The sequence below is a fragment of the Chitinimonas lacunae genome (assembly GCF_042650885.1).
GTDB lineage: Bacteria > Pseudomonadota > Gammaproteobacteria > Burkholderiales > Chitinimonadaceae > Chitinimonas_A > Chitinimonas_A lacunae.
The window spans coordinates 433,978-451,553 of the sequence record NZ_JBHSBU010000001.1 but is presented as its reverse complement, the minus strand read 5'-3'; the positions used below and the strand labels follow the sequence as shown (position 1 = coordinate 451,553).

At 63.4% G+C, this 17,576-nt stretch carries 14 protein-coding genes; 11 read left to right on the top strand and 3 right to left on the bottom strand.

Annotation, left to right across the window (positions count from 1 at the left end; genetic code table 11):
- The first annotated feature begins 16 nt into the window (after positions 1-16).
- The 10 genes from ACFOW7_RS01910 to ACFOW7_RS01865 all read left to right on the top strand — a co-directional run bounded on the left by ACFOW7_RS01910 (position 17) and on the right by ACFOW7_RS01865 (position 12,982).
- On the top strand, positions 17-1,186 hold the full coding sequence (locus tag ACFOW7_RS01910; protein WP_378160427.1) for an efflux RND transporter periplasmic adaptor subunit: 1,170 nt from the start codon (positions 17-19) through the stop codon (positions 1,184-1,186).
- Between the two features lie 62 nt (positions 1,187-1,248).
- Positions 1,249-4,371 (top strand): efflux RND transporter permease subunit, encoded by a 3,123-nt coding sequence (locus ACFOW7_RS01905; protein WP_378160425.1) that lies wholly within the window; start codon positions 1,249-1,251, stop codon positions 4,369-4,371.
- Between the two features lie 256 nt (positions 4,372-4,627).
- Positions 4,628-5,863: an efflux RND transporter periplasmic adaptor subunit gene (locus ACFOW7_RS01900; RefSeq protein ID WP_378160424.1), complete on the top strand. Its 1,236-nt coding sequence runs from the start codon at positions 4,628-4,630 to the stop codon at positions 5,861-5,863.
- Complete coding sequence (locus tag ACFOW7_RS01895; protein WP_378160423.1) at positions 5,860-6,543, top strand: ABC transporter ATP-binding protein; 684 nt, start codon at positions 5,860-5,862, stop codon at positions 6,541-6,543. The genes ACFOW7_RS01900 and ACFOW7_RS01895 overlap by 4 nt, the downstream gene beginning before the upstream one ends.
- Positions 6,540-7,760: an ABC transporter permease gene (locus ACFOW7_RS01890; protein ID WP_378160421.1), complete on the top strand. Its 1,221-nt coding sequence runs from the start codon at positions 6,540-6,542 to the stop codon at positions 7,758-7,760. The genes ACFOW7_RS01895 and ACFOW7_RS01890 overlap by 4 nt, the downstream gene beginning before the upstream one ends.
- A 320-nt stretch (positions 7,761-8,080) precedes the next feature.
- Entirely contained in the window at positions 8,081-10,039 is a 1,959-nt protein-coding gene (locus tag ACFOW7_RS01885; RefSeq protein ID WP_378160419.1) for a S9 family peptidase, read from the top strand.
- Positions 10,040-10,128: 89 nt separating this feature from the next.
- Positions 10,129-10,929 carry an SPFH domain-containing protein gene (locus ACFOW7_RS01880; protein ID WP_378160417.1) on the top strand — a complete coding sequence of 267 codons (801 nt, stop codon included), beginning with the start codon at positions 10,129-10,131 and terminating at the stop codon, positions 10,927-10,929.
- Between the two features lie 250 nt (positions 10,930-11,179).
- The gene (locus tag ACFOW7_RS01875; protein ID WP_378160415.1) at positions 11,180-11,380 is read left to right on the top strand and encodes a hypothetical protein; all 201 of its coding nucleotides are present in this window, start codon (positions 11,180-11,182) and stop codon (positions 11,378-11,380) included.
- Between the two features lie 35 nt (positions 11,381-11,415).
- Positions 11,416-11,544 carry a hypothetical protein gene (locus ACFOW7_RS01870; protein ID WP_378160413.1) on the top strand — a complete coding sequence of 43 codons (129 nt, stop codon included), beginning with the start codon at positions 11,416-11,418 and terminating at the stop codon, positions 11,542-11,544.
- A 220-nt stretch (positions 11,545-11,764) separates the two neighbouring features.
- Positions 11,765-12,982: a DUF418 domain-containing protein gene (locus ACFOW7_RS01865; RefSeq protein WP_378160411.1), complete on the top strand. Its 1,218-nt coding sequence runs from the start codon at positions 11,765-11,767 to the stop codon at positions 12,980-12,982.
- Between the two features lie 105 nt (positions 12,983-13,087).
- Here ACFOW7_RS01865 and ACFOW7_RS01860 read toward each other — a convergent pair whose 3' ends face one another.
- From ACFOW7_RS01860 to ACFOW7_RS01850, 3 genes are all read right to left on the bottom strand, one after another.
- Positions 13,088-13,426, bottom strand: a complete 339-nt coding sequence (locus ACFOW7_RS01860) for a hypothetical protein (protein WP_378160409.1) — start codon at positions 13,424-13,426, stop codon at positions 13,088-13,090.
- A gap of 288 nt (positions 13,427-13,714) precedes the next feature.
- The gene (locus tag ACFOW7_RS01855; protein ID WP_378160407.1) at positions 13,715-14,872 is read right to left on the bottom strand and encodes an MFS transporter; all 1,158 of its coding nucleotides are present in this window, start codon (positions 14,870-14,872) and stop codon (positions 13,715-13,717) included.
- Positions 14,873-14,876: 4 nt separating this feature from the next.
- Complete coding sequence (locus ACFOW7_RS01850) at positions 14,877-16,784, bottom strand: ATP-binding cassette domain-containing protein (RefSeq protein WP_378160404.1); 1,908 nt, start codon at positions 16,782-16,784, stop codon at positions 14,877-14,879.
- 99 nt (positions 16,785-16,883) lie between these two features.
- Here ACFOW7_RS01850 and ACFOW7_RS01845 point away from each other — a divergent pair, with 99 nt between their 5' ends.
- Positions 16,884-17,561 (top strand): hypothetical protein, encoded by a 678-nt coding sequence (locus tag ACFOW7_RS01845; protein WP_378160402.1) that lies wholly within the window; start codon positions 16,884-16,886, stop codon positions 17,559-17,561.
- Positions 17,562-17,576 lie beyond the last annotated feature (15 nt).

Here is a 17,576-nt window from a genome sequence, read left to right as displayed (position 1 = left end):
CACAAGGAGTCATGCAATGTTGCAAGCCCAGCCCCGCCGCTTTGCCCGCAAGCCCATCGCCTGGGCACTCGCGCTGGTAGCCGTGGTCGGCCTCGGCCCCCTGCTGAGCGTCCAGCGCGGCAACGCCGCCCCGAGCAAAGCGGCGCCGGAAAAAGTCGCCGCCGTGCTCGAACTGTCCAGCTCCGACCTGCTGACGGTACAGCGGGGCTCGCTCGCGCTGCCGCTGCCGCTGTCGGGTACCTTGAGCCCGGTGCGCCAGACCCTGGTCGGTGCCGAGGTCGAAGGCGTGGTGGCCGAGGTGCTGGTGCGCCCCGGCCAGCCGGTCAAGCCAGGTCAGGTGCTGGCCCGGCTCGACACCAGCGAAAGCCGCAACCAGTTGCTGGCACGCCAGGCCAATCTCGAACGTGCCCGCGCCGAACTCAGGCTGGCCGAGAAGAACCGCGAGCGCAGCGCCAATCTGCTGAAGCAGAACTTCATCTCCCCAAACAGCCACGACGCGGCCGAAAACAGCTACGCCGTGGCGCAGGCCCAGTACAAGGCCGACGAAGCCCAGGTGGCGCTGGCGCAGAAGTCGGTCGGCGACGCCGTGGTGCGTGCTCCGTTCGGCGGCATCGTGTCGGAGCGCCATATCGAGCCGGGTGCCCGGGTCGGCATCAACCAGAAGCTGTTTGGCATTGTCGACCTGTCCGAGCTCGAATTCGAAGCTGGTGCCCCGACCAGCCGGATCGCCGCCGTCCAGGTCGGCCAGGAAGTGGGCTTCAAGGTCGAAGGCTTCGGTGAGCGCCGCTTCAGCGGCCGGGTCGAGCGGATCGCCCCGGTGGCGCAAAGCGGTTCGCGACTGATTCCGCTGTTCGTACGGGTGCAAAACGGCGATGGCGCGCTGCGCGGCGGGATGTTCGTCCAGGGCGAGCTGACGCTGGCGCGTGCCGACGATGCGGCGCTGCTGCCCGTCTCGGCCATCCGCGATCTGGACAGCGCGCCCTATGTGCTGACCGTCGAACAGGGCCGGGTGCAGCGCCGGCCGGTCCGTCTGGGCCTGCTCAATGAACTGAGCAAACAGGTGGCGATCACGGAGGGGGTCAAGCCCGGTGATACGGTACTGATCACCAAGCTGGAAAACCTCAAGCCAGGCCAGGCAGTCAAGCTGCCCTCGGCCACACCCGTCACTCCCGCCAAAACCGCCTGAGCCACCCAGCCCGCCCGTCTCGCCTGATGCGGACGGGCTGGGCCAAACCAAGAGGCCCGACCATGTGGTTTACCCGCATCAGTATCCAGAACCCGGTCTTTGCCACCATGATGATGCTGTCATTGATGGTGCTGGGTTTGTTTGCCTATAAACGTCTGCCGGTCGAGGAGTTTCCCGACGTCAAATTCCCGGTGGTATTCGTCTCGGTCGGCTATCCCGGCGCCTCGCCCGAGATCGTCGAATCCGAGATCGCCAAGCCGCTCGAACAGCAGCTCACCACGCTCGCCGGCCTGAAGAAGGTCTCCTCATCCTCGTTCAACGGCCGCACCGAAGTGGTGGCCGAGTTCGAACTGAGCGTCGATCCCGAGAAAGCCTTGCAGGATGTCCGGGAAAAGGTCGCGATGGTGCGCCCGGGCTTTCGGCGCGAAATCGAAGAGCCGATCATCGGCCGCTACGATCCGACCCAGGAGCCCATCATTTCAGTGGCGGTCAGTACCGACAAGATGCCGCTGCGCCAGCTCACCACCCGGGCCGACCAGTATCTGGTCAACCAGTTCCAGATGGTGCGTGGCGTCGGTAGCGTCAGCCTGGTGGGCGGCATCAAGCGCCAGGTCCGGGTCGAGATCGACCCGACCCGCTTGCAGGCCCTGGGCATCGGCGTCGACCAATTGATGCAGGCGCTCAAGAGCGAAAACCAGGAAATTCCGCTGGGCAATATCGAGTTCGACAAGACCGAGCGGGTGGTCCAGGTCAAAGGCCGGCTGGTCGATGCCGCCGACTTCAAGCGGCTGGTGATCGCCCGCCGCGCCGGCAGCCCGATCACCCTGGAGCAGGTCGCCCAGGTGATCGATGGCGAACAGGAGCAGGACTCGCTGGCCCTGGTCAACGGCAAGCGCGCGCTGTCGCTCGATATTCGCAAGGTCGATGGTGCCAATACCGTGCAGGTGGCCGACGATATCCACGCCACGGTCGAGCGGCTCAATCAGGAACTCAAGAACGAGGGCATCAGCCTGTCGGTGCTGGGTGACCAATCGACCGGCATCCGCAACTCGCTCAAGGACGTGCAGAAGACCCTGCTTGAAGGGGCGGCGCTCACCGTGGTGATCGTGTGGCTGTTCCTTGGCTCGTGGCGCTCCACCGTGATCACCGGCTTGACCTTGCCGGTGGCACTGGTCGGTACCTTCTTCTTCCTTTATCTGTTCGGCTTCTCGATCAATGTGATGACCATGCTGGCGCTGTCGCTATGCGTGGGTCTGCTGATCGACGATGCCATCGTGGTGCGCGAGAACATCGTGCGGCATGCCGAGATGGGCAAATCGCACTATCAGGCCGCACTCGACGGCACCCAGGAGATCGGCCTGGCCGTATTGGCCACCACCCTTACCATCGTGGCGGTATTCCTGCCGGTCGGTTTCATGGGCGGGATCATCGGTCGCTTCTTCTACCAGTTCGGTATCGCGGTCTGTGCCGCCGTGCTGATCTCGATGTTTGTCTCGTTCACCCTCGACCCGATGCTGAGCTCGGTCTGGCGCGACCCACACGCCCATGGCATGCGCCATGGCGGCCCGTTTGGCCGGATTCTCGACTGGTTCGACAGCACCATGGAAAAAGTGGCCGATTTCTACGGCCGGGTGATCGCCTGGGCGCTGGGTCATCGCAAGACCACCCTGGCCATGGCGGCGGCGAGCCTCGCCGGTGCCTTTATGCTGGTACCGCTGATCGGTGGCGAATTCCTGCCCAAGGCCGACGTCGGCCGGCTCTATATCGACTTCCGCACCCCGATCGGCACCACGCTCGACTACACCTCGGCCAAGGCCCAGCAGGTCGAAGCGGCGCTGCGCGAATTCCCCGAGATCATCGAGATCTACACCACGGTCAATACGGGCGACTCGGGCGGCAAGCATATCGGGCGCACCACCCTGAAGCTCAAGGACCGCAACGAACGGGTTGGTCAGGATGTGCTGATTCCGCGGCTGCGCGAGCGGCTCCAGAAGATCGCCGGCCTTGAGATCCGCAGCGTGCGCGGCCCCGATGGCGGCGGTGGCGGCTCGCCGATCTTTGTCACGGTGCAGGGCAAGGACCTGAACGAACTCAAGCGGATCGCCGAGAACGTGGCCGAGCGCTTTGGCCGTATCCCCGGTGTGGTCGATGTGCAGACTTCGCTGCGGGCCAACAAGCCCTCGGTCGATGTCGAAGTCGATCGCGCAATGGCCGCCGCCGTCGGCCTGTCTGTCGGTCAGGTCGGCAGTGCCCTGCGCCCGCTGATCGCCGGCGACGTCGCCACCACCTGGAAAGCGCCCGATGGCGAAAACTACGATGTGGTGGTGCGGCTGCCGGCCGATCTGCGCCGGGTGGCCGCCGACCTGAGCCGGCTGCCGATCGCCAGCAACGATACCGATCCGGCAACCGGCCTGCCCACCATGATTCCGCTGTCGCAGGTGGCGACGCTGCGCGAATCGGGCACGGCCACGCTGATCAAGCGCAGCTCGCTGTTCCGCACCGTCGATATCTATGCCGACGTGGCGGGCCGCCCGGTCAACGAAGCCTCGGCCGATGTGAAGAAGGTGCTCGACAGCATCCAGCTGCCCAGCGGCTACCGCTTCGAACAGGAAGGCGCCCAGAAGGATATGGAGGAGTCGTTCGGCTACGCCATGATGGCCCTGGCCCTGGGGGTGATCTTTATCTATATGGTGCTGGCCTCGCAGTTCCGCAGCTTCCTGCAACCGTTCGCCATCATGACGGCGCTGCCGCTCAGCCTGATCGGGGTGTTCCTGGCCTTGCTGATGTGGCGCTCGACTCTCAATCTGTTCTCGATTATCGGCGTGATCATGCTGATGGGCCTGGTGACGAAGAACGCCATTCTGCTGGTCGATTTCGTCAACCATCTGCGCCGCGAAGGCATGGAGCGGGCAGCCGCCATTGTCGAAGCGGGCCGGGTACGGCTGCGGCCGATCCTGATGACCACCTTTGCCATGATCTTCGGCATGCTGCCGCTGGCGCTTGCCATGGGTGAAGGCGCCGAGCAGCGGGCACCGATGGCCCATGCGATCATCGGCGGTATCGTCACGTCCACCCTGCTGACCCTGATCGTGGTACCGGTGGTCTTTACCTACCTCGACAGTTTCGGCGAATGGGTCAAGCGCAAGCTGGCCCCGCAGGAGACCGTGGCGCAGCAGGCCTCCTGAGGCCGGACGGAACCTTCCGCCATGACTGGCGACCAAGCGCCCTGACCCGGCGGCAATGCCGCCGGGTGTTGTACCCGATGGCAAGGAGACATCTTACCGATAGAAAAAATCAGGAAAAATCGGTGCAAGACTGTTAGCGGATAATAATCAATTTCTAAATATATAGGCCTGGACCACGCTGATCGCCCGCCTACAGCGGTCAGCGTCCCGACCGGCACCGGCCCGCCCAGGGCCGCTGCACAGAGAGAGGATGCCCATGAGATTCCCCTTCAAACGTAAATGGCTGGTGCTGGCGATCGCGCTGGGTGTGGTCGCAGTGCCGCTGGCACTTGGTTCCAAGAGCGGCGACAGCGCCCTGGCAGTCCAGGTCGAAGCGGTGACGCAGCGCGATATCCGCCCGACCATTCTGGCTTCGGGCACCCTGGCCTATCGGGCCGAGGTCGAATTGCGCTCGGAACTGACGGCCCGGGTGCAGCAAGTGCTGGTGGTCGAGGGCGATACGGTCAGCAAGGGCCAGGTGCTGCTCAAGCTCGACCCTGAGTCCTACCGCAATGCCATCGACCGCGAAGAGGCGGCGCTCAAGCAAAGCCGGCTGACCATCGAGCGCGAACGGGCCTCGCTCGAATTGCAGCGCAAGCAGTTCGAGCGCACGCAAAAGCTGTTCGAAGCCAAGATGATCGACGGCTCCAAATTCGACGACGCCCGCAATCAGCTCCGTCTGGCCGAAGTGGCGCTGCGCTCGAGCGAAGAAGCGCAGAAGCGGGCCGACGCCGTGCTGCGCGAGGCACGCGAGCAGCTTGGCAAAACCGAAATCCGCTCGCCGATCTCGGGCCGGGTGGTGGCCTTGCCGATCAAGGCCGGCGAAACCGCCATCCCCTCGGTCGCCAGCCAGGCCGGCGCCCAATTGATGACGATTGCCGATGTCAACGGCCTGCAAGCCGAACTCAAGGTCGATGAGGCCGATATTGCCCGGATCGCGGTGGGTCAGAAGGTCGAGGTATTTGCCGCCGCCTACCCCGAGCAGGCCATCCCAGGCCGCGTCACCAAGCTCGCCCTGACGCCCACGGTCAGCAACAGCGCCCGGGCCTACAAGGTCACGGTCGATCTGCAACCGGGTCCGGGGCTGAATCTGCGCTCGGGCATGAGCTGCCGGGCCGAGGTCTTCCTCAGCGATGGGCAGAAGAAGCTCGCCGTGCCGGTCGAAGCGGTCCTGAGCGAAGAGGCGACCAACCCGAAACAGCCGCGCAAGCGCTATGTGGTGGTCGAGCGCAATGGTCGGGCGACCCGCGTCGACATCACGCTCGGGATTGCCGACGATCGCTGGCAGGAGGTTTCCCAGGGGCTCAAAGCCGGCGACAGGCTGATCATCGGCCCGGGCCGCAGCCTGCAAAAGCTCAAGACCGGCGACCCGATCAAGCCGCAGAGCACGCCAGTACACGAGGAAGAGGAACTGGTCATCAGCCGCAACGCGCCGGGAGCCTCGCTCGCATGATCGAACTCCACGCCGTCAGCAAACGCTACCGGATGGGGGAAACCGAGTTTCTGGCACTGGACTCGGTCGATCTCACCATCGGGCGCAATGAATATGTCGCCCTGCTTGGCCCGTCGGGCTCGGGCAAATCCACCCTGATGAATCTGCTGGGCTGCCTCGACAGCCCCACTTCGGGCCGCTATCTGCTCAACGGCCGCGATGTCTCCACCATGAATGACGACGAGCTCGCGCGGGTACGCAATCGCGAGATCGGCTTTGTGTTCCAGAGCTTTCATCTGCTGCCGCGCATGAGCGTGCTCGACAATGTGGCCCAGCCGCTGGTCTATCGCGGCATCGGCCGCAGCGAGCGCGAGAGGCTGGCGCAGCAGTCGCTCGAGCGCGTGGGGCTGGGTGATAAGCTGCGCCATCGGCCCAACCAGCTCTCGGGCGGTCAGCGCCAGCGGGTGGCAGTGGCACGCGCCCTGGTCGGGCGGCCGTCGCTGCTGCTGGCCGACGAGCCGACCGGCAACCTCGATTCGCGGACTTCCGAAGAAATCATGGCCCTGTTCGACGAGCTGCACCGCGACGGCCAGACCGTAGTGCTGGTGACGCACGAGCCCGATATCGCCGCCTATTGCCATCGCAGCGTGCGCGTCAACGACGGCCGCATCGCCCATGACAGCGCCAGGGAGACAGCATGATCTATATCTTGCTGGAGTCGATGCGGGCAGCGCTGACCAGCATCCTGGCGCACCGGCTGCGCAGCTTCCTGACCACGCTTGGCATCCTGATCGGTACGGCCAGCGTGGTGGCGGTGGTATCGCTGATGCAGGGTTTGGCCGATTCGGTACGCGAGCAATTCGCCGATATCGGCGGCACGGCGATTACCGTGCAGCCCAAGAACAATTCCGACAACTGGGCCAGCGGCGAATGGAATCTGCTGCCGCTCAGCGATATCGATGTATTGCGCTACCGGGTCGAGGGCATCGGCCAACTGGCACCGATGATGCAAGTCCAGGCCGGCCGCGCCAGCTACCGTGGCCGCTCCAGCTCGCCGCAGATTCGCGCCACCACGGCCGAGTACGCATTCATCGAGCGGCGCTTTACCAGCCAGGGCCGCTTTCTGGTGGACGATGACAACCGGAGCCGGCGCAAGGTGGCGGTGATCGGCAGCAAGGTGCAGGAAGATCTGCAACTGCCGCGCGAGGCGGTCGGCCAGTTCATCCAGATCGGCAGCGAGTGGTTCAAGGTGGTCGGTGTGCTCGAATCGCGCGGCGCGTTTCTCGGCTTTAACCGCGACAGCCTGATCTATATCCCGTTCGAAGCCGGCCGTGCCCTGCAAGGCTACGACAACGACCCGTATTTCGAGCTGATGTTCACACTTGCTCCCGATGCCGCCGCCGGCCCCGTGCGCGAGCGGGTCAAGCGACAGTTGCGGCTGGCGCACAAGCTCGGCGACAAGCCCGATGATTTCGAGCTGTCCTCGGTCGATCAGGTCAGCAAGATGATGGAGAAATTCACCAGCGTCAGTACCCTGGTGCTGGGCGGCATCGTCGGTATTTCGCTGCTGGTCGGCGGCATAGGCATCATGACGGTGATGCTGGTCAGCGTGACCGAGCGCACGCGCGAAATCGGCATTCTCAAAGCGATCGGTGCCACCCGGCGCGATATTCTGATCCAGTTCCTGCTCGAAGCCTCGCTGCTGTCGCTGATCGGCGGTCTGGTCGGCATTGCGCTGGGCTTCGGACTGGGCCATCTGGTGGCCGGCATGATCCCCAACTTCCCACCGGCGGCAGCACCATTGTGGGTCGCGGTCGGAGCGGCGCTGTTCTGCGCCGTGGTCGGGGTGGTGTTCGGTATCATGCCGGCCTCGAAAGCCGCCAAGCTCGATCCGATCGAAGCCTTGCGCTACGAGTGATGCCGACTTAGGGGTCCGACCCCGATCTCTCGGCATCGCGGTCACCGGGCGTTCGAGTCCGACAGCGCTCAAACCGGAGGCAGAGGGTGCGTTACGCCGCTTTGTGGCTAACGCACCCTGCGCTGGGGTGGAGAGGGACGCCAAGCGAGGCGGAAAGCTGTTCAGAAGCAGAAAAGAAACTTTTCGGCAAAACAGACACAAGATCTGTAGCTAATATCCTTTAGAAAGTAACGTTTTCGCCCTATTGAGGTTGAAAAAGCGCCCTGATGTTACAGGCCGCCGGTAGCGCGGCCATTCACTAGCGAGAGAGAAGAAACACCATGCAGAAAACCCTGATCGCCGTCCTGCTGGCCGGCCTGGGCGCCAGCGCCATGGCCGCTGGCGGCTACACCGGTCTTGGCACCGAGAGCGTCAGCCAGGAGACCCTGAGCCGCTACCGCCCGCAGCCGATCGACTCGGCGCTGAGCCGGCGCATCCAGTTCATGCTCGACGTGCGCGGCGCCGGCGGCGGCATGCTGAGCCCGGACGGCAAGCGTCTCTACTACACCAGTACGCTGACCGGCACGCCGCAGGTCTGGCGCATGGACCAGCCGATGGGCTATCCGATCCAGATGACCGGTGGCGAGGACCGTACCCATCTGGCCGGCATCACGGCCGACGGCAAATGGCTGGTGATCCTGCGCGACCGCAACGGCGAAGAGAACCCCGGCCTTTATCTGCAACCGGCCCTGGGCGGCCCGCTGGTCGAGATCCAGCATAAGCCCAAGGTCCAGACCAGCTACCAGTTCAGCACCGACGACAGCCGCTTTATCTATTACACGGCCAACGACGAGACGCCTGACAGCTACACGGTCTATCGCTACGACCTCAACAGCCGCAGCAAGGAAAAGCTGTTCTCGCAAAAAGGCCACTGGTCGATTTCCGACCATCAGCCCGACGGCACGCTGCTGCTGACCAAATCGCTGTCCAACAGCATCTCCGAGCATTACGAATGGGACCCCAAGACCAATCAGCTGACCCCGCTGCTCGGTCAGAACGAACAGGTCGATTATTCGGTCGCCTACGGTCCCACTGCGGGCGAACTGATCGTGCAGACCAACAAGTTCGGCGAATTCCAGCGGCTCTACCGCTACCGTGACGGCAAGTTCACGCCGCTCAGCCCCGAACTCAAGTGGGATATCGACGGCTTCAGCCTCGACAAGCAACGCAAGCGGCTCTACTACGCGGTCAACGAGGGCGGCTATACCAAGTCCTATGTGCTCGATGCCAAGAGCGGTCAGCCGCTCGCCCTGCCCAAGCTGCCGCAGGCCGACCATATCTCGCTGTCGCCGGCCGATCGCAGCGGCCGCTACGCCAATGTCGGCATCGACACGGCCACCAGTCCGTCCACCACCTATATGCTCGACTGGAAGACCGGCAAGCTGATCCAGTGGCGCCTCAGCTCCAGCCCCGAAGTCGATACCAGCCGCTTTGCCGTGGCCTCGCTCGAATACTATCCGGCGCGTGACGGCACCAAGATTCCGATGTTCGTGCGGCGCCCGGCCAAGTGCGATCCGGCGCCCTGCCCGGTGATCGTCGATTTCCACGGCGGCCCCGAAGGTCAATCGACCGCCGGTTTCTCGGCCTATAACCAGTTGTTCGTCGATGCCGGCTTTATCCATGTCGAGCCCAATGTGCGCGGTTCGAGCGGCTATGGCAAAACCTGGCTCGACGCCGACAACGGTGCCAAGCGGCTCCAGGTGGTCAGCGATATCGAAGACGCTGCCCGCTTTATCCGTGCCAATTGGGGCGCCAACGGCAAAGCGCCCAAGATCGGCATCACGGGCGGCAGCTATGGCGGCTACGCCACACTCGCCGGGATGACCATGTTCGCCGGCAGCTACGACGCCGGGGTCGCGGCCGTGGCACCGTCCAATCTGCTGACCTTCCTGGAAAACACCGCGCCTTACCGCCGCGCCATCCGGATTGCCGAATACGGCGACCCGGTCAAGGATCGCGATGCCCTGATCGCACTGTCGCCGATCAACCATCTCGACAAGCTCAAGGCCCCGCTGTTGATCATCCAGGGCGCCACCGATCCGCGTGTGCCGGTGGGCGAAGCGGTGCAGATGCACGAAGCGGCCAAGAACAAGGGGCTCGATTCCGAGCTGATCCTGTTTGCCGACGAAGGCCACGGCTTCAGCAAGCGCTCCAACCGCGTGCTCAGCATCGGCCACACCCTGCGCTTCTTTGAAACCCATCTCAAGGGTGCCCAGACCGCCACGGCGGCAGCCAAGTAAGCAGGCCATGGCCGGACGGGCCCTTCCCGTCCGGCCAGCATGATCGGCCAAGACGGAATATAACTAACACTACCGCCAAGGATTCCACCATGCCGCGACTTCCCCTGCTCTGCCTGGCCCTTCTGCTCAGCGCCTGTTCACGGATCAGCACCGAACCCGGTACCGAAACCGTCCTGGTCGACAAACCCTTCTTTGTCGGCCACGGCGGGGTCCGCGAGGAAAGCCAGAAGCCCGGTTCATCATGGCAATGGTGGTCTACCAGCGGAATCGATGTGCCCGTGGTGCCGATCAAGATCGATGAGCGTTTCGACGATCTGATCACCGCCGGCGACAATATCCCGGTCGATTTCAATTCCTTTCTACAGCTCCAGATCAAAGACCCGGTCGTGATCATCCAGAAGTACGGCGTGGCCTGGTACGACAACAATCTCAAGGAACAGTACCGCACCATCGTGCGCAATCTGGCCAAGCAGTACACCCTCAACCAACTGCTGTCGGACAACCAGTCGGTCCAGCAACTCGAAGTCGCCATCCTCGATACCACCCGCAAGCTGGTCAAGGACAACGGCCTGCCGGTCACCGTGCTCGATGTCAATCTGGGTAAGGTGCTGCCCGACCAGAAGATCCTCGATGAGATCAACGAAACCGGCCGCCAGAAACAGCGCAGCAAGACCATGGAAGCGGCCCGCCAGGCCGAGGACCAGCGCCGCGAGGCCGAACGGGCGCGGGCGGCGGCCGATAATGCCTATCGCAATGAGCTGGGACTCAATCCCGACCAGTTCATCCGGCTCGAAGACATCAAGGCGCGCAAGCAGCTCTACGACAAGTGCGGCCAGGGCTGCCATATCATCGTGAGCGATGGCAACCATCCGCTGGTGGTAGGACATTGAGGAGGGGATGGGAGAGGTGGACCCGATCATTTTTATTTTTTACGCAATCTGACCGCAGTTCTAGCTCAGCTTAGGCAGAAAACTTTCCCAAAACAGGGTCAGGATCGCTTGTAGGGATTTGCCTACAAAGTCTTGCGCCTTGTTCCGACAGCAAAATCGGGCGAACGCAAATTGTCCGCCCCGGACCGCTGCGAGAGAATTTCCTCAACGCAAACAGACCATTACTGGTCATCCGTCGAGGAGTCATGCCATGTCCAGTCCCAACCCGAATATCGATCCTGCCAAAGGCCGTCCGTGTGGTGACGACCCCTTGAATCCGGATGCCGGTTGGCACGATAAAACCCCCGGAGGCGTCCCGGTGCGTTTCTGGATGAAAGAAGTCAACCGTCGGGTATATAACTACGCCCCCGACGACCTGCCCGAAGTCATGATCGGCCGCCCGCTCAACTGAGCGCTGCCAGCCGTCGAGTCATAGGAGTCGCCATCATGAACCTGTCGCTCTCGCTGATTTATTTTCTGTGGCGCAAGGTCGGCCCGAGAATCGCCAGCCGGCGTCAGGGCACCAACCCTTCAGCGGCCGCCGCGCATCACGCGCTGTCCTGCCGGGCGTACTGAGATCCGAACGCCGCATGGTCACTGCCATGCGGCGTTTTTTATCGACCTCTCCCGTCTGCCCAGCAACAGGAGCGCGCCCTCGCCGCCTCCGCTTCTTCAGGGGTAAGGACTGTCCAGCCGCCCAACGCCCCGCTCGACCAGCCTTGCCTCGAAAGAAGCCATCCGCCCGTCGGATGAAGCGCACAATAGCGGCTGATCAGATCAATCGTCTCCAAGACCCGTGTCCACCTCCCTCAATGACCGTCTGGTCGAACTCGATTCCCTGCGTGGTTTTGCGTTATTCGGGATTCTGACCGTCAACCTGACCGCCTTTGCCTCACCCTATTTCAGCAGCGGCATGACCGACCCGCGTTATGCCGGGCCGCTCGATCAAGCGGTTCGGGTATGGATTTCCCTGTTCTTCGAGGCCAAGTTCTATCTCTTGTTCTCGTTTCTGTTCGGCTACAGCTTTACCTTGCAGATCGAAGCGGCAGAACGGTCCGGAGCGGCCTTTGTGCCACGGTTCGGCCGGCGCTTGCTCGGGCTTGCCGTGATCGGGCTGGCGCATGCGCTGCTGCTGTTTCCGGGCGACATCCTCGGCACCTATGCCCTGATGGGCGTGTTGTTGCTGGGCTTGCGGGAATTGGAAGATCGCTATCTGCTACGCGGGGCAATCGGCTTGATCGTCGCCCAGGCGCTGTTATGGGGGGGGCTGGGTGCCTTGCTGCTGCTCGGTCCACCTGAAGGCGCGCCCGACCGGGCCGCGATGGTCGAGTATGCAATGCGCACCGAAGCGGCCTATCGCGGGGACGTTGCAGCGGTGCTGGCGCAGAACTGGCATGCCTTGCGCACCGAAATCTGGGCCGTGTTGCTGCTGTTGCAGGGTCCGTGCGCGCTGGCGATGTTTCTGCTGGGTCTGCTGGCGGGACGGCACCAATGGCTGGCCACGCCGGAAATCGTCTGGCAGACCTTGCGGCCGCGTCTGCCCTATCTGCTGCTGGGTGGCCTGTCGGGCGCGCTGGTCTATACCCTGACTTCGCAATCGCCCGACTATGCCAGCACCGCGCTGCTGGGTCTGGGAGTGGGCCTGTTGACTGCCCCGCTGCTCAGTGCCGCCTATCTGGTCTTGCTGCTGGGTGCCTTCCGCAGTCGCGTCGGTCCGCTGCTGCTGCGAGCGCTGGCGCCGGCCGGGCGGATGGCCTTGTCGAACTATCTGCTGCAATCGTTGATCGGCGCCTTGCTGTTCACCGGCTATGGCCTGAAGCTGCAAGGCCAGTTGGCGCCTTTGCCGACCTTCCTGCTCGGTCTTGGCGTGTTTGTGCTGCAACTGCCGCTGAGCGCCTGGTGGCTGCGTCACCATCAGTACGGACCGCTGGAATGGCTGCTACGGGCCATTACCGTTGCCTATCTGCCACCATGGCGCCGACAGGCCGCCGCCTCAACACCGATGGCGTCCTAGCGGCCTCAATACAAATAATCAGCAAAACGTCCGCAAGTAATGTTGCCGGAAAGACGAAAAAATAAAACTTCAATGGAGATGAATGGCCTTGCCGTCCGCGATGACTCACTGAGGGTGCGACAAATCGACAGACCTCGTGAGTTCGCTGCTGGTAGGAAACCCACAGTAAGCACAACAGGCGGTGCAAAACGACGCCACAGGCTCCCCATCTTCGGCGGTAGACCCAACGAAGGGCTTCTTGCAGGCCGGGCATTTTGCAGAACCCAGCACCGCAACACAGACGCCGATCAAAAAGAAGGTGGCCAGGGCACTCAGCAAGGGAACACTGACCGGGATCTGGGGCGAAATAAGCGACTGAAGCCCGAGCCAGACAAAAGAAAGAATGTTGGCAGCCATGACGAGCTTGTAGAACCCTTGAAAGAACCTGATCGTTGCGAGCTTCATGCAAGACCCTAACGCTGTGTTAAGCCGCCGCCGCAGCGATGAAATAAGCGAAGTATTCCTTCGGCGAGCGGCATGGACAGCTAGTTGTTCGTCGTGTGCACAACGAAAGCCATACCGCGCCATCACCACTCGCCATAGCAAAACCGCTGCCAACTTCCTCTCTGCCATCCAGCCGGTCGCCGCCATTGTCTGACTTGATGGATGACACGCCTTAGCGCATTTCTCTCCGGCATGGCGTCCGACAGCACGACGAGCTGGAGGCGGACGCCATGGCGAAGCGGACAGGCATCAAGCCTGTCGCAGCAGACTGGCCTGCCAGGCCGCCACCCCGGCCACGACACTGGCCAGGGCCAGAAAAGCAATGCCGGCCGGCAGGCCGAAGCCGTGGACGATATAGCCGATCACCGGCGGACCGATCAGGCTGCCGCTATAACCCATCGTGGCGACAGCGGCGAGCGCTGACGAGCCTTCGCGCCCGGCAGCACTGAAGACAAACGGGAAGACGCCGGCGACGCCCAGACCCGTCGCGACAAAACCGACGATAGCGACCGGCACGGAAGTCGCCATCACGGCCAGCCCCAGTCCGCCGCCTGCCAACAGACTTCCCCATGCCACCACGGCGCGCGCACCGAAGCGATCCTTGAGCCGGTCGCCCAGCAGCCGCGCCACCAGCATCGCGCCGGAGAAGAAGGCATAGCCAAGCGGCGCCAGGGCTTCGCTGGCATGCAGATGGTCGCGTAGATAAAGCGTGGTCCAGCTACCCAGCGAACCCTCGGTAATCGCGCCAAGAAAGGCAATCGCTCCGAGCCAGACCAAGGCTCCATGCGGCAGGGCGAAATGCTTGCGGCCGGGTTGTGGCTCGGGCCGGTCGCAGGGCAGCGCCGAGCAGGCCCACAGCAGCGCCGGCAGCAGCAGCGTGCTTGCCAGCAGGAAATGAAGCCATGGCGCCAGCCCAATCGCGGCAGCCCCACTGCCCAGCAGGGCGCCGCCGAACGAGCCGACGCAGAACCAGGCATGCAGCAGCGACATCATCGAGCGCTCCGAGGCCCGCTCGACCTCGGCACCCAGGGCATTGATCGCCACATCAAAGCAGCTCACTCCCATGCCAAGCGCCAGCATGCCGAGCATCAAGGCCAGGCTGTTCGGCATCCAGGCCAGCAGCGGCAGACAGCCCACCAGCCACAGTCCCGAGAACAGCGAAGCATTGCGGGCACCATAATGGCCGACCAGCCAGGACGCGAACGGAAACGCGACCACCGCACCGATCCCGCCGCCCAGCAATACCGTGCCAAGCGTGGCGGCATCGAGCCGCAGTGCGTCGCGCACGGCGGGAATCCGCGACGACCAGCTGGCGTAGATCACGCCAAGCAGCACAAACAGAAAACACAGCGCGACAGTGCGGCTCCGTTGCCGGCTGGCGCCGACGAGGGTGAGTTCGACAGTCATGGGATCAATCGGCCGCAGCGGCCAGGGTTTCGAGTTGTTCCTGCAATTCAAGCCAGCGCGCTTCGACCTCGCCCAGGCGGGCACCGACCTCGCCCTGACGCCGCAGCGCTTCCTTGAGTCTGTCGCGGGCTTCGGGGGCGTAGAGGCTGTCTGCGGCCAGTTCGGCGGCAAGCTGGCTGTGTTCTTCCGACAGCCTGGCCATCTCGGTCTCGACCTTGGCCAATTCGCGCTCAAGCGGCTTGCGCGCTGCCGCCAGACGCTGCCGCGCCTCGGCTTCGAGCCGTTTCTGGGTCTTGCGGTCGACTTCGCTGGCCTCAGTGCCGGCCACCATGGCGGCCGAGGGCAAGCCGCCCCCGCTGTCGCGATAGCGTTTGTAATCGTCCAGGTCGCCATCGAACGGTTGCAGGCCGCCGTTCTCGACCAGCCAGAAACGGTCGGCGGTGGCGCGCAGCAGATGGCGATCGTGCGAGACCACGATCATGGCGCCCTGATAGTCCTGCAAGGCCAGCGTCAGCGCATGACGCATTTCCAGATCGAGGTGGTTGGTCGGCTCGTCGAGCAGCAGCAGATTGGGCCGCTGCCACACGATCATTGCCAGCGCCAGCCGGGCCTTTTCTCCGCCCGAGAACGGCGCCACCGCCGCAGACGCCATCTCGCCCCGGAAATCGAAGCCGCCCAGGAAATCGCGCAGCTCCTGCTCGCGCGCGGTCGGATCGAGTTTTTGCAGATGCCACAGCGGGCTCTGATCGAGCCGCAGATGTTCGAGCTGGTGCTGGGCGAAATAGCCGATCTTGAGCCCACGGCCTTCGTGGCGCTCACCGGTGGCGAGCGACAACTCGCCCGCCAACAGCTTGATCAGGGTGGATTTGCCGGCGCCATTGCGGCCAAGCAAGGCGATGCGGGCACCGGCTTCGATGCTGAAATTCAGCCGATCGAGCACCGGACGCTCGCTGTAACCGACGCGGCCGGCCTCGATGCGCAGCAGCGGATTGGGGCTGGCTTCGGCGTCACGGAACGAGAATTCGAACGGGGAATCGACATGGGCCGCGGCAATGCGCTCCATGCGCTCGAGCGCCTTGATGCGCGATTGCGCCTGCCGGGCCTTGGTGGCCTTGGCACGGAAACGATCGACGAACGATTGCAGATGGGCGATTTCGCGCTGCTGCTTGTCGAACGCTGCCTGTTGCTGGGCCAGCCGGGTGGCTTTCTGTTCTTCGAAATCAGCGTAGTTGCCGGTATAGAGCTCAATGCGCCCCTGTTGCAGATGGGCGATATGGTTGACCGTGGCGTCGAGGAAATCACGGTCGTGCGAGATCAGCAATAAGGTGCCTGGATAGCTGGTCAGCCAGCCTTCGAGCCATAGGACGGCTTCGAGATCGAGGTGGTTGGTGGGTTCGTCGAGCAGCAGCAGGTCGGAGCGGCACATCAGCGCCTGGGCCAGATTGAGGCGCATCCGCCAGCCGCCCGAGAAACCGGCCACGGGCTGACGCAATTGCTCGGCAGAAAAGCCCAGGCCATAGAGCAGCTTGCCCGCCCGTGCCTCGGCCGAATAGCCGTCAACCGCTTCAAAGCGGCCAAGCCATTCGGCATGGACCACGCCGTCGCCTTCGCTGGCAACGAGCATGCGCTGCACCATACGCAACTCGGCGTCGCCATCGAGCACATAATCGAGCGCCGAGGTATCGAGCGCCGGGGTTTCCTGCCGCACCGAGGCGATCACCAGCCCGGGCGGGCGGTCGTAATCGCCGCCATCGGGCAGCAGCTCGCCGCGCAAGAGGGCAAACAGACTGGATTTCCCTGCACCGTTGGCGCCGACGACGCCGACACGCTGACCACGATGGAGGACGAGATCGACCCGGTCGAGCAACTGCTTCTGACCGCGTCGCAAACTGAGCGAGGCTAGACGAATCATTGCCGGATTTTACCAGACGGACGGGACTTGCCGCGTTCTGGCAAGGTAGAACAAATCAACTAGAATCCAAAAACAAGTTCTTCCGAGCGCCCAACGGTCATGCCGACGTACGAATCGCAGCACGCCGAAACTTCGCTGGCCGCCTACCTGAATCTGCTGAAAACCAAGGGCGCGGCAACCAGCCTGATCAATCAACGCAAGCATATCTTGCGACATCTGCTATCGGCGCTTGAAGCCCAGGCCGGACGCTTTATCGACGATGACGACGCGGGCTACCGCCGTGCCGTCGATCAAATCCAGAACAATTTTCCCAACGAGCAACAAATCGAGATCATCAGCGCAGCGCGGGAATTCCACCCGTTCTGGCTGGGCGACCTGAAAACCATCGCCCGCCTCAACAGCGCCGAGGCGCTGACGCTCGACCCGGTGCCACTCGATATCAGCGGCAGTCTGATCGATATGTTCGAGCGCATGGACCGCCACCCCTGGTCCCAGCAAGAGCCGGAGTGCCTACAGCACTATCTGGTCGAACTGTCGGCGCGCGGTGCCGACGACGCAGTGATCGATCTACGCGAGCGGCTGCTCAAGCTGCTGCTGTTCGTGATCCGCGACGCCATGCCGATGCCCACTGCCTACCGCGCCGGTGTCGATGCCATGCTGACGCTCTTTTCCAAGGAGGACACGCGGCGGGCGTTTATCGATGTTGCCCGTGAATTTTTCTATTACTGGAACGGGTTTCACAGCCAGACCCCGCTCGACCGGGCCCCGAGCGCCTGAAACCTGCCTCCGGCC